The 14,438-nt window shown below is 52.8% G+C and carries 6 protein-coding genes; all 6 read right to left on the reverse strand.

What is annotated here, in order from left to right:
* Positions 1-77 precede the first annotated feature (77 nt).
* The 6 genes from TU76_RS18470 to TU76_RS18495 all read right to left on the reverse strand — a co-directional run bounded on the left by TU76_RS18470 (position 78) and on the right by TU76_RS18495 (position 14,418).
* A complete protein-coding gene (locus TU76_RS18470; protein WP_048352284.1) occupies positions 78-6,413 on the reverse strand; it encodes a DEAD/DEAH box helicase in 6,336 nt (2,111 codons plus the stop codon).
* Complete coding sequence (locus TU76_RS18475; protein WP_048352285.1) at positions 6,406-9,741, reverse strand: STY4851/ECs_5259 family protein; 3,336 nt, start codon at positions 9,739-9,741, stop codon at positions 6,406-6,408. The genes TU76_RS18470 and TU76_RS18475 overlap by 8 nt, the downstream gene beginning before the upstream one ends.
* A 517-nt stretch (positions 9,742-10,258) precedes the next feature.
* Positions 10,259-10,591, reverse strand: coding sequence for a hypothetical protein (locus TU76_RS18480; RefSeq protein ID WP_048352286.1), 333 nt, complete (start codon positions 10,589-10,591; stop codon positions 10,259-10,261).
* Between the two features lie 12 nt (positions 10,592-10,603).
* Positions 10,604-11,578: a 5'-nucleotidase gene (locus TU76_RS18485; protein ID WP_048352287.1), complete on the reverse strand. Its 975-nt coding sequence runs from the start codon at positions 11,576-11,578 to the stop codon at positions 10,604-10,606.
* Positions 11,579-11,641: 63 nt separating this feature from the next.
* Complete coding sequence (locus TU76_RS24470; RefSeq protein ID WP_048352288.1) at positions 11,642-12,817, reverse strand: restriction endonuclease subunit S; 1,176 nt, start codon at positions 12,815-12,817, stop codon at positions 11,642-11,644.
* Positions 12,814-14,418, reverse strand: a complete 1,605-nt coding sequence (locus TU76_RS18495; protein ID WP_048352289.1) for a type I restriction-modification system subunit M — start codon at positions 14,416-14,418, stop codon at positions 12,814-12,816. The genes TU76_RS24470 and TU76_RS18495 overlap by 4 nt, the downstream gene beginning before the upstream one ends.
* Positions 14,419-14,438 lie beyond the last annotated feature (20 nt).

A 14,438-nucleotide genomic window follows, 5' to 3' on the forward strand; every position in this document is an offset into this window, starting at 1 on the left:
CACGATGCACTCGGGCCGGAGCTGAATCTCCGGCTACGAGCGCACGAGAATGGTGCAAGAAGGAGGCCCCTCGGGAGTTAACCGTTGAGCTCCACAAGCACATCCGTCGACCACTTCTGCTCTGAGTTCTGCACCTGAGCTGTTTCAACCACTTTAGCCATGTGCATCACTTGATCACGGGCCTCGAGATCAAAGTCAAACCACATGTCTGCATGAGAGCGAAAACGAACCTGCCAATAGGCAATTCCTTGGTCGAACCTCACCGTTAGGCTTCTGCCATCTTCAAATTCCAAATCAAGTCGGCGCCGATGGGGGATATCACGGTTTGAGGTCTCAAGCACGAGATTTACGGTCTGACCGGCCATCGCCGATAACCATTTACTGACGAAGAATTCGAAGTCGTCTTTTCTGGACCAATCATCAAAAGCCTTGCGGCCTTGCAGCTTTCCGAGCTTGAACAACGTAGAAACCTGAAGCTCGGCATCATCAGCAATACGCCCTTTAAGAAACTTGAACAAAGTACCCAGAATCGCGATTACGGATGGGTTTTGGATATATCGATCCGAGTACCGGATTCTGCAGATGGTTGCAGTTTCCAGCACGTCCGCAATTTGCGCGTTCTCAGCGAGAAGCGACCAGAAGCGATCGCCAAATGTCAGTAAAGGACCGTTGAGTTCTTGGTGAATCGGTAAGTCTATGATTAGGCTACTGCCGGCGGGCTTACTCCCAGCTCTTGTAAGGTCAAATGCATTCCAACTGATTGCAGGTTGAGACCGTGAAACCACCACCAGCGCATCACTCTGATGCCACCAACGACCTGGCACAGCTGCCAGTTCTGAGCGCGAGGCAAGCGTAATTATCTCGCCCGCCCTGCTTGCCTGTACGAGGAAATGATTTTTGTAATCAGACGAGTAGCAGCCGACACTTACACCAAGTAGAGAAAGGCGCTGCAGATCCTGCAAAAGATCTTCATCGGTTATGCCATTCGGCACAAGAAGCTCGACGGCCACTTCATCAATATTCAAATAACGCTGGATTGCCTTACGGAATTGCGGGGCAAGTAGATCCCATTCATTCGGATCTCCTGCAGCTACCAGCGTAACTTTCTCCACGCCTTCATTGATCAAGCGACGCAAAACGCTTTCGATACTGCCAGGCGCATATTTTCCATCTGGCAAGGACAGCTTGTCTTCAATGGAAAGGCCGACGTAGTGGGCGAAGTCATCGCCCAACCAGTCCTTGGCCAGTTTTCGATCCAGCTTGTCATGATCATGCCGGGTCTGAGAGTCCAATAGGCATTCACTGCAACCGCTCTCGCAATGATCGCAGTGCAGAGTTTTAACCATCCTGCTCAGCAGATTTTCGACATGCAAGGGAGCGCTCGAGGCGAAGCCTGCACCACCACTGATCACGTCATAAAGCTGCAGAATTCTGATGGGCTGGCCGTTTTCCAGCTTGCTTGGTCGGGTTGCATAACCAAGTTCAGAGGCAGAAACCCCTAGTATCTCGGCAAGAGCTGAACGCATGGCCACAGCCAAAGTCATTGCGATACAACGCCCTTGGTCGTTATCTGCGATGTACTCTCCACTTACTGGATGGTGCAGCATCAACTCGAACACGTCAGTAAAGGAGGTAACACCCAAGCTGACATTGGGAACGATACTACCGCTGCCTTGGCAAGGCAGCCTTTTGTTGTTCTGGTCTTTATCAGCTTTGCTAGGCCGGGGTGGAAAGTGTTCGCCGGATGGGGACAGGCTTTGCGGGAACTCATCTGCTGACAGCATTGATGCCGCGCGACCGCAACTCATGCATAGTGCAAAACCAGCACCGTTCTCGCCGGAACTGTGATGAAAAACCTGGCCTTCCGTGCCATAGGCCATTGCTCCCACCGCCGGATTCGGTAGCGGGGTTTTCGCAGCCCTCACAAAGACCCATGCAGTTTCGACGGGTACAAATTTTTGATGCTGGATATCGTTCGACGCAGACTGATATGCATCTGTAATAAAACCAGATGGCTGCAGCACCTTGCGGATATTTGCCGACTTAATGATGGCGAGGCACTCATCGTTGGTACACGTCAGCTCATCACTTTTGACCAAGCCCTCCTCATAGCCGAGCTCGCCGCAGACGTCACAACGCCAAGCGATATCCATCCTCTGAGCTTCATTGGTATCAGCGTTTAGATTGTGCCAATGCAAAGAAACACCAGCTGATTTAAAGACTCGTCCGTCCAATACAATCTCGGCTCCCGGCGCATACTCTCGTATGGCAATCGCCAGGTTGCGAGAAGGAAGTCCCTTATACCGGGACACATTATCCTCACGGTCGCGCTTTACCTTCCTCTCGGCTCCTCCCTCACGGATATAATCCTCAATAGTGAAGTTATCGAAGTTGACTACATCAGTAGGAAACCCATAGCCCGGTAGGAAGGTGCGAGCAGAAAGGTCACGCAACAGGTACTCATTGCAATGGCGTGCTTTCTCGACCTGAAGACGCTTGAGGTAAGGGCTGTTAGGTTTTGCCTGCTGCTCTTCTGAAAGCAGATAGCGGTAACTCCCCAACCAGCGGCCTTGTAACGCCTTTAACTGATCCATTGAGCGCCTGCGCAGCTGATCAGGCGTTATCCCTGCCAAGGCGGTTCCCTTGACCAATAGCGAAAGCGCCTCATCCATGTCGCAAACAGCGAGCCCCAAACGTTCAAGAAAGCGGTCGCACTGCGAGCCGCCTTTCGTATCGTCATAGAACCACTGAGCGTTGAGACTGGTCTTCTCAGTTTGAGTCGGGCCAACGACATTGCAGAGGAAGTCAGACAGCACCATTGAATTCACATGCCGCTGTACAAGACGTGCGGAGTTTAGCGCTACCGCGGGCGCAGGGATTTTTGTTTCAAATGGCCAGCTAGGGTTGGCAAAAACCTGCTGGTCATGCGGATTATTTTTGCAAAGTGTATAAGCCAGTGCTCTGGACTCTTTGCTGCGGCCTGCCCGACCTGCACGCTGAAGATAATTAGCCGGATGTGGCGGCACGTTGTTCATCACCACAGCGGAGATGCCGCCAATGTCTACACCCATCTCCATGGTAGTGGAACAATTCAGGACGTTGATCTGCCCCTTTTTGAACATGTCTTCATAGGAGCCGAGGCGCTCGGAAGACTGCTGCGCCGAGTGCTCAGCAGTGCGGTAATAAAAGCCGCCTTCAACTGCCCTGTCATTGATATCTGTCCAAAGATTCCGCGTACGCAATTCGTTGATGGGAGCATCTGCCGCAACCTGGGTCCTGATTTTCGCCAGGCCCGGCGCATAGTCTTCCTGCGAACGATCAAACTCCCAAATACTGGGTAGCTCAACCTGCTCGCAAACAAAACTTTTACGCTTTTCATCTGTAAGCTTCGAAAAGTCCATGTGCGCAGGTAGGTAAGGCGTAAATCCCTTGAAGGTTGTATCAAGCAGCTTGTTAGTAATTGGACAAACAAATGCTCGATCAACCAACAAAAAAAGCATGTGCTCTCTGGGCAAATAGTACCGATTCTCATCAGACTTCAACGCCGCGCCAGGCCTGGTTAACTGTAGCCAGGCGTCTCGTAACCAGGCGTTGACCAAGTCAACATCAGATGAGCTTGAGGGATTCAGACCTGCCCCCAACAGTAGTAGCTTAGCCAAGCGGTGTGAGTGGTTGCCGTTACGAATTTGCGGCCAGCGTTTCACTCGATTATCGTCAGCTTCTTTAGATTCGGGGTTGCGCAAAGTTTTGGAAGAGAAACGGCTACCAATCCAGTCTTTCCACTCCTCAGTCATTTGGATGAAGCTGTTTTCGCGCACATAAAAGTCCAGCGCGACCTTCAAGAAGTCGCGCCAATCGTCCGGCCTCAGGCCCTTCTGCTCCCAATAGGCTGGGGCTTCTTGAATTTTTTCTAACCCAAGATAACTGACCTTCACCAGCCCTTGAGTTTCCAAACTGTTTTGGCGCTTAGGCCTGCGCATGAACTCACGGAAAAGCAGCATCTCAGCCAGCTTTTGTGGTCCATCCGTCTCTTTAAATATCTCCGGCTTCTGATACTTGTTCGCAAGCAGCATAGGGCCTTTCTCTTGAAGATCGGCCCGTTGTTTTAGCTCATTCACAAGCTCTGACCAAGCCAAGGACACAAGCTCCGGCCGAACCTTTAACCCAGTGGCCGCAGCAAGCAGCGCCGTAAAGCGCGCTACCTTGTCCTCAGCAACCCTGACCTCCTCCTTGATACCTAGGCTGCGGTATAGCGTCACATCTTCCTTTGCTTTAGCAATTAGTTGCTGCAGAACCTCTGGTCCAACACTACTTGATAGTGTCTGGGCATTGCTGTGGCTTTTCTGATGCCAGTTCAAAATCTCTACAACGAGCCCACGCAACCTGCTGCGCTCGGCCTCTTGCTGCATACGCACTGCCATACGCGCCGTACCTTGGCGGCTATCTGTAAAGGTAATCAGTCTCCGTCCTCGCCCTGGCAAAGACTGCGGGCCAAACTCCGGTTTTTGCTCGTCATCTTGATAGTCTTGGCAATACTCAAGAACCGTCGGTACAGCGTTCGCTACATAAAAAGGGCCGCCCAACATCGCACGACGGAACGGGAAAGCACCTTGATATCCGCTGTAGCTGCAGTCTTTCCGGCTACAAACCACATCGAGGTCGTTCATGCGCAGCGGCACACGCTCGCCGGAGACACCCATAAAAGACCCTGCATGCTTATCGAACTCGACAGGGATATACGACGGGCCGTCACTGTTAACAGTACCGAGCACCAAAGGAGTGTTGGTTAGCAGGTTCCCACCAGGACTATCTGCATCTTCCTCAACCGAGGCTTCAGCTTGGAGCGAAAACTCATCCCCAGCTGAACTCTCCCACTGGATTAGCTTTCCGCCATGATCTCGCGCCAGTAGATGGGGCTCATTGCAGTCATTGCAGAAAACCAACTCGAAAACAGGGCTGCCACAGGAGCACGCTTGTCGCTGGTTCACATAGACATAACCAAAGGGCCACTTCTCCTGTAGCGGCGTACCATGTTTGGCTGAACAGTACTTATCGAAGCAAGCCCAAAGACCGTGGGTGGTGCGCTGGAAGAAGTGGGCCCGCAGTTTCAAGAACGCAGGCTCAGACTCATTGGGGCGAGTGCCAGAGCACAGATCCAACCAGCGCAAAATCTCATCCTGTGTTAACGACTGCCCCTGATGTCGACTCATATGGCTGGCCATCTCGGTCAGCTTCAACGGTTTGGGAGCGCTCACCAGAACGTTTCTCAATTCATGAGCTATGGGCGAATGCACAAGCGCTTCATAACGGTCGGGGTGAATCTCCGGATCCTCTTGGTTTGCAGCTGGCATAGACTCGAGCTGCTGCAAAGTAACCGGTTTCTGCCGGCACGATGCAAGCTCAGGAATGACCCGCTTACCACCCCAGACGTCAATCTGAGTGACCGGAACCCCTGACAGATCAGAGAGGAACTGTTTCAGTTGCTCGGCAGCGTCATCGCCGGCGATAGTTGCTGAGGTCGCAACAAAGCGGACATCCTTAGGCATGACACCGAAGGCTGTCATCACGCGTCGTAACTGTAGCGCCAGCTCAGCAGCCTGCGATCCTACATAGGTGTGAGCTTCATCTAGGACAATCCAGCGGAGCGACTTCTGCTCTCTCGATTTGCGCACTATAGGTGCATCGACCTGACGGACCATCATGTATTCAAGCATGGTGCCGTTGGTAACCAGGATCGGGGCTGGCTGCTCACGCATCAGCTCTCGCGACAGAATTTCGTTGGGCCGTTCAATCTGCTCGGTGCGTTTTTTGGCCTGCAACTCCTCGGTATTGCCGTTATATAAGCAATAACGTATCCCGGAACCAAAGCTCTGTGTCCAGGCATTCAGACGCTCACGCTGCGAGTTGATCAGAGCATTAAGCGGATAGAGAAAGAGTGCTCGAACACCCACAAGCGGCTTGCTGCCGATATCGCGGTACTCCCGGTAGAGATCATCGAGTACCGGAACCATAAAGCACTCGGTCTTACCCGAGCCAGTACCGCTGGTGACCACTACTGAGTGCTTCTTTTCCAGCAGGGAGTGCCAACTGGCCAATTGGTGCGTGAACGGCCTCCAAGTCGATCCAAAGCGGTAGCGCCCGTTGGCTTTACCATCAAGCGACGCCACGATCTCTTTGCTAAGTAGCTGCTTTTGAGCCGCCAACTGCGCCATCGTAAAAGGCGACTCCTCCCAGCCGAAGGTCTGCTCAAACAAGGGCGGGGCCAGGAATGAGCCCTCCTTGCCACACTCGGCTCGCATGAGCCCTCCAAGGTGCTCACGCAAGCCCGGATCTGTAATGCTCAAAACACTTAAGGTTGATTCTGTGGTGCGGGACAGCGCCTGCTCGACAAGCGAAGAGAAATACTTATCCATTGACTGGTGCCGCCTTATGCATACCCATGACATTGTTCAACAGACAATATTGGTAAATGCTGTTAAACCAACTCGAATCAAAATCGCGAACCTGCCGAAGGAAAAATATCGCCTCGACACTATCCTCGAAAACATCGGAAAACTGTGCTTCACCACTAGCGATAGCAGCAGCGAAAACAGGCAGGTAGACCACAGCATTTCGGTAATCCATTTCTAGCCGAAAAGAAATTACCGAATCACTCTGTTTGTTGTGCCAGCGCTCCAACCTCTTGCCACCATATTTAGGCCAAGTGGCGTCACTCCGATCTCGCATCAATTGGATATACCAGCCGTGAATTACAGCCCTGAATGTTTTGAGATCCATGTGGATTTCCGGCCCCACAGGTTTTCCTGAAAGATATCGCTGCACACTCTCCCCATAGGTTGGGAAGGCCTCCCCTAATCTGGCGAACATTCTGCCAACCAATGCAGATACGGCTTCATCAGCAACGCCCTTAACCTTAAGAAAAGCGCCGAAACGCTTGGCAGCTAGATGAATTTCAGTGACGGGGAGAAACTCCCAGAAAATGGGGAACTCGGACTCAATTCTACTAAGAAACTTCGGTTCCATTTCAAACTTGAACAGCGCCATCGACAACGCACGGGGGTGTCCCACGAGCGCTCTCCAAGCCTCAAACGTCGCTAAAGGAAGATAACCGTAGCCGTCATACAGCGCTCTAAAAAATTGCCATCCGCTGTGCATGGGGTTCACTGACATGGAATCTAGAACAGGCGCAAAGGAGCTGACGGGAGAAGCATGATCAAAGGTCAAAACAGCTTTCTGCAAACTGTGGGCGTCGTCGCTTTGCGGTACAGGCTCCCAACCACCGGCAATAAACAGGGGCCTGAATGACACGGGTGATCCTTGCCTGGGCAACAAAAGCCAAGGACCGTTTCTTTCAACCAATCCCGGTAGCTCAAACTCGCCGGTGGGAACACCTTCGCTAAAACGCGAACCGAGGTGAACGGCACCGCGCATCGGCTCATGCAGCAACATCAAAATCGGCTCAGGTAAGGCGGTATTGCCATCCTGAAGATTGGAGGCGCGAAGCACCTGACGATCACGATCCAGCACCATCTCCGTTGCGTACTTGCGAACTCGGAAATTGGCGTCTTGGCCGTTACCAAACACCCGCAATTCCACGACCTGATCGATGCCAGACTGCAATGAAAGCAGATCAACAATCTGCTCACGAATGTTAAACAGGCTGATATCTACAGGCTTTTCAGTAGCCGTATAAGACCAACTGTAAGAAGCATTCTTTGCGGTATTCCCCTTGAGAGTCAACTCAAGCCCGAACTTGGTAGGCGCGCCGTGGCGACCAAACAAATAAATACGCGCGCCTAGCAGATCATCAACACTGATATCACGCTTGAGTTGCTTACCTCTACCATCAATCGCCAGACAGCCCGAGTTGGGGAAGGGCAGCTCAATCTCAACTGGATCTGACAATAGGCTGGGCGTGACTGAAAGACGGATCCTGACCGGCGGCAAACCCTCTGTCGAGAGTTTTAGCTCGACATGATCCTCCCGCTTGATCTGCTGAGTGTGAAGACCGTCGCCTACTATTCTCAACAAGCAACGCTGCTGGGTATGCACTAGAATGCTGCCCTGACCAGGCCTTTCGCCACTGCGCAATTCAAGACGGAAGTCAGCCGGTAGGATACCGATCTTACGACGCAACAACGTGTCGCCACTGCGGTTGCGAACTGCTACATATTGGGCGCCAAGCATTTCCTGTAATAAGCTGCTACCGGGTTGCTTGCCGCCAACGAAAAGATCGCCACCTTGTGTTTGCAGCTCACCTGTAGCTCCAGGCCATTGCACCTTGGGCAGACCTAAAAAAGTAAGTGCGGGTTTTGTAGCCCAGCCTAACTGGCTACCCGCCAGCTCCAGTCCGAGGCCCGAACCAGCTGAGTGTCCTGTGCGAATTCTGTAAAGCCCTTCGCAATCAACTTTGAACTCCGCTTTACCCTGTACTTTGAATGCACGCAGAGCTAGTACCGAAGATATCTCGGTGATGCTGACATCGCCCGGGGCGTCTACCTGGCCCAATGCGCTGTCGGGCGGTAGCACAAGCAATAGTTCTTCACTGAGGCTATCGAATGATGCCTGACCACATAGCTGCCAGCGGTCATTCACCGGTTCAAAGCCCACAGGAACCTCTCCTAGCGCTACGGTGCTATTCTCAATGGGTAATGAAGCGATAACCATGCCCCCCGCCATAGCCACCAAGCTCAGTGACAGAGAGCAATCACCACGGCGCCCCATTACCTCACGCTGCCGCAACCTAATCCGGGCGGCACCCTTGTCTACAACAGCATAACCGGGGCCAAGTCGAGCAACAGCCTCACCGCCTTCCAAAATCGTAAGTTCGAAACGAGTGGTAGACGGTTGTATAGCTAATTGGAAAACCACTTCTGCCGGCAGCGATACCTGCACCTTTAGCACATTGGGTTCTGCTTCGTGCAAAAAGTGTCGACAGGCCCAACCGCCAGATTCTTTGCGACGTTTTCCATCCTCTACCGTGGCGGTATTCAGCAGCCCGTTAAGCAACTCACTGCCGGTTTGGTTATCCAGCGGTAGTGGGAACAGCTCACGCCATTTCGGATTCATGGTATCCAAGCGAGCAACAGGCTCGGCTGCCTGCACCAAGCCATAGTCGCGCACCAAGGACACCAGCTGATCGGCCATATGCGCAATCAGCTCCACCGAAGTCTGCGAGGCAAATACCTTCGGTAAGTTCGCCTTCTCCAACTGCTGCTCTACTTGCTGTGCCGTGCTATAGCCCAGAATATGCCACTGGTCATACTGCTTGAGGATTCGGTCGAACAATGCGTGAAAACGGCTTCCACCTTCACGTAGTACTTGAAAAGGCAGCCCGCCCTCACTGAACAATGAGCCGAGAAAATCCCTACGCTCAGACTCGTAGAAGTGCATCGGCCGCTTCCAGTAGTGCTCCAACCCTTTTGGAATCGTTTTGCCGAGATCGCCCGGCGATAGACTGAACCCCAGCGTCTTCCATATCGGTTCCCAGCTCCAGCCATGATCGCGCTGGTACTCACGCCGGTACCATTCTGAGCAGAAAAGAACCAAACAGGCGCTGGCAGCTGTGTCATTTACTGCCTTGTCGAAGGTTTCTAAATCCCTGAGCTGTTGCAACAGGTCTAGGTACTCTTCATGACTGCAGTGATAGGCGTACAAGCCGCGATAGTCAGGTGCCTGAACACCTCGGCGTAGAAGAAATGTACCGAGCCAGCTAGAGAATTTGAATACAGATTGAGGCATGAGCTACTTCCTTGATTGAGCCACGACCTAACAGAGGCGTCGAAACTTGCAGCTCGCTTTACCCCTGTACACGCCGACAGGCCGCGACAACCCTGCCGTGGGCTCTCACACCCCAGTAATATTGCTTAATTTTCTGGGCCATTAGCCGACGGCGTTCGACCAGGAAGACTTCGAATAGCTCGGGCTGGGGGCAGTTGAAGGCCATGTTGGTTTGAGGTCATCCAAGCGGGTGATCGAGCCATAGTGCGCCATGTCACGATCACACGAGTAGGCATGTCGACCGCACCGATGATGTAACCGAGTGGGAAGCATGATCCAGGCTGTCCATTTGGCCACGCACCTTGAAGGCATCCCATAGGGGAGGGCGCTGAATTTCCGGAATGGCGATCTCTCAGGATCAGCTGCTGATTGACGGAATACTTTTGTGAAGACATGAACAACATCCTTGTTGGGCGACTTGGTCAGATTGAGAAATTCAGATCATCAGCGTTTTCGACTACGCACAGCGAATCAACGATCAAGTCAGTCCAATCCACTCGCCTTCTCCGACCCCAGAGCGAATAGATCTGATCATCTGCTCGACTGCGGCCCGCTCAATTCGCTGGGGGTTTCCGGCCTGATAACGGGCTTGAAAATACTCTTGTCCAATGCGAGTCAACCGGTACCCGTCAGGTCTGATTTCGATTCGGCCACCATCCAGATGAGTCTGAAAATTCACCATGAAACGCTTCAATGGAAAAGGTTTCCCCTGGTCCATCTCAGTGGCCTCGAGGATGGCGGCCATATATGTCCACAGCCGACGACCTGTGGGGGTTACGGCGAGTTTGTAGAGCCGATTATCGCTATCCACTACTGATTCCTTTCACTCCACCGAGCTGACAACACCTGAGTCGATATTGGGTCTCGTTAAGTATGGCACTTTGCCCGAGGGTACCAGATTTGCCGCAGCTTCCAAGTGGACGTCCTGGTCGTCGAAGAAAATATGCGGGTTGAAGGCCGTGAGCACTTTGGGCTTGCCTACGCCGCCGAGGAAGAAGGCTTCATCAACGTATACGCCCCAGGCTCGCAGAGTGTTGATCACGCGCATTTCCGACGGGGAGTTTCGAGCGGTGACAATGGCGATTCTGATCGGTGAATCCTTGCCACCGGTGGGTAAACGCTCCTGCAACTTGGCCAGTTTTATGAGCAGGCTGGCATAGGGTCCCTCTTCCATGGGCGTGTGCTGCAGTGCATCTTCCTGCGCCTGAAAGGCATCCAGCCCTTGGGTTTTGTAGACCAGCTCACTGGCATCGGAAAACAGCACTGCGTCACCGTCAAAGGCGATTCGTACCTGCCCTTTAGGGATTTTTGGGGCGTTGGCTGGAGGCGCCTTAAGAATTGCAGCGGCGCATTGCCGGGAATCGATCACCTTTTGCGCGTCGTCCACGTTAGTGGTGAGAAACAGATCGACATCGAAGGCATCCATGTAATCAGCCACCGACTCGCCGCCGGTGAAGGCTGAACGTGTGATCGCCAGCTGATCGCGGCGAATGGTCTTGAGTACGCGAATACCCGTGTCAGGGCTGTTGCGCGACATCACGACTACTTCGACCAGCGGGGATAGGTCGCCACTTTCCATATGCCGGTTGAGATCGAGCAGCGCTTTGACCAGATGGTAACCGGTACCTGGCTCCAGCGGCTCGTCCTCATGCTCCTGCATGAAACGGCGATAGTGGTCAATCACACGTTCCGGATCGTCCTCCAGAGCGGCCTTGAACATCTGGTCGGACTCGCTCATGTCGAACAAAGCGGTAGCGGAGATACCAACCACCAGTGTGTTGCTCAAATCAAATGCCATCAACCAACTCCCTGCGAGAGTGGGGGAGCTTTACGAACTTGAGCCGCATCGAGATCTCCTTATTTACAAGCGGCCAGAAAAAGCCTTCTGACAGAGTGCATCAAATGCGCTTCTTAACTCACAGCTAGAAGAAGCTATCTTTCCTTCGACAGCAAGAATACTAGTTACTACTGCGCTAAACTTTTTCTGCTCTACTATAGGAGGAACAGGAATCAGAAGCCCTCTCAAAATTTCAAGATTAATATTTTTTTGCGCAGCTTGAGGTGCATTTGCTTCTAAGTTCTTCTGCAAAAAACCAAGCCAGTGTTGAACGAACTCCACTGTCACATTTTCATTTGGTATAAAACCAACCACACTATCTGGAAAGCAAGCTGGGAATGTGAGAATGCCGGTTTTAGCGATGTTGGCAGCGATTGTAATGCATAGCGTTCCCACGTCCCATTTCTTGCTCTGGGCCAATCCAAGATCAGAATATGTTGCGGAGTACTCTTTTATGTAACCTCTAGAATTCGCCACCTCCCCAGTTTGAATCAGCGGATGAGGACCTTCCAAAAGAGCGGGATCATTTCTTGGCCTATGCCTTGACTTCCCTCTATCAAGAGTACCGACCGTTGAAAACGGTAATAGCTTCCATCCCATCGGGTTGGTCACTGGGTCCCCGAACATTTCGAGAAACACGGCACGGAGGAAATCGTCGGCAAGCTGGATGGCTTGCTGGCGTTTGCCACGGATGGCATCAGCCTGGTCGAGGATGGCGGCAATGCGCTTTTGTTCGGGTAGAGGAGGCAGCGGAACCTCTAGCTCCCTAATCTGACCCAAGCTTAGATTTGAGATTGTTGCCGTGACCTTTCGCCCACTAATTTGACCAATAGCATCATCGGTTGAGAGCCAATGTAGCAAAAATTTAGGCCACAGCTTATCTTCGTCTAATCGGAGTATTGCCACCGCTTGATTACAATTACTTTCTGGAAAATTTTTTGGAACTATAGCCGTGCGACCAATCGTCCCCGCAATGGTAAGTAAAAAATCCCCTGGCCTGATTTTTGACCGCCCAAGAGTGTCATGCGAAGAATGATCGATATATAGAGCATCGTCCAACGACACATTATTGTTACTTATATTCTGGACACGCAGGAACGGTATGCCCCGTTCAGAAAAACTAAGCCCTACAGATGTAGGCGTAGTGCCTTTAGTGACGACACTACAAAGCTCACCTAGTTTTACCCGCGGCCAACTCATAGCATCCCCTCCAACGCATCCAGATCCGCCAAAATTTCCTCTTCCAGGCCTTTAAGCCGTTTCAGAATCACCTTCGGGTCTTCGTACTGCTCCTGCTGGTACTCCGCCTCTCTGTAGCGGTTAATGGAGAGGTCGTACTTATTGGCAGCGACGTCCTCTGCAAGCACGACAAACGCCTTCTTGCGCTTGTCGCCGAACAAGGTGTTGATGGTGTTAGCGCTGACATTGCCTTCGACCATCTGACGATATTTGTGCCACTGGGCGATAGCATCAGGCAGATCGTTACCGCCTTCGCCTTTTAGCTCGGTGCGTTTGTCATCGAGCGAATAGCCATCGGCCTGTAGGTCGTAGAACCATACGCGTTCGGTGGTGCCGCCCTTGGTGAAGATGAGGATGGCAGTGCTGACACCGGCGTAGGGTTTGAACACGCCGCTGGGCAGGCTGACGATGCCTTCGAGCTGGTTGTTGTCGAGCAACTCCTGGCGCAATTGCTGGTGGGCCTTACTGGAGCCGAAGAGTACGCCATCCGGGACGATCACCGCTGCACGGCCGCCAAGCTTGAGCGAGCGCAGGATATGGGCGACAAACAGCAGCTCGGTCTTCTTGGTTTTCACCAGGCCCAGCACGTCGGGGTTGGTGTTGCTTTCGTCAAGCGTGCCTTTGAACGGCGGATTGGCGAGCACTACATCGAAGAAGTCCTGCTCCTGACGCGGGTAGTACTCTTTGATGGATTTGCTCAGGGAGTCCTGATAGCGAATATTCGCGCCATTCACCCCGTGCAGCATCATGTTCATGCTGGACACCCGCAGCATGGTGGTGTCGAAGTCGAAGCCCCAGAACATGTGCTTGTTGATATGGTCGCGATACGGCTCAAGCAGGTCGCCACTGTAGTGCGGATTGCCGTCCTCATCCTTGAAGATGCCGGCATCACTGGAATGCACTTTGTTGAGGTATTCCATGGTCCGAGCCAGGAAGCCTGCGGTGCCGCAGGACGGGTCGCAAATCACATCGGTGGGCTGCGGCGCGATCAGTTCGATCATCGCATCGATAATGTGCCGCGGCGTGCGGAACTGGCCGTTGATGCCGGCGGTTGTGAGCTTGCTCAGCAGGTATTCGTAGATGTCACCCTTGACGTCGCTCTGGGTCAGAGGCAAGTCGTTGACCATCTCCACAGCGGAGGTCAGTACCGACTCGTTTTTGATCTCCAGATCAGCGTCCTGCATGTACTCGCCGATATGGCCCAGGCCTTCCAGCGCACTGCCTTCCTCGCCCAGGCCGTCCGCCGCATCGGACTTCTTGCCCAGTTTGGCGAAATAGGGATAGACGTTCTGCTTGAGATGCTTGTGCAACTCCTTGCCACTGAGGTGGTGGAAATTCTTCCAACGCAGCAACTGGCCTTCCGGCGTATTGGGGAACAGACGATCAAAAGATTTACCGGTACGGTTGGCCTTACGCTCGGCCACGTCTTCCTGCATGTCGAGCATGCGCGCGAACATCAGGTAGCTGATCTGTTCGATCACGGTCAGCGGGTTGGTGATACCGCCAGTCCAGAACTTTTCCCAGAGCTTGTCGATATCATTGCGGATTTTGCCAGTAAGCATGTTTTGCTACTTCTCTTTAT

Origin of the sequence: Pseudomonas psychrophila, assembly GCF_001043005.1 — a bacterium.
GTDB lineage: Bacteria > Pseudomonadota > Gammaproteobacteria > Pseudomonadales > Pseudomonadaceae > Aquipseudomonas > Aquipseudomonas psychrophila.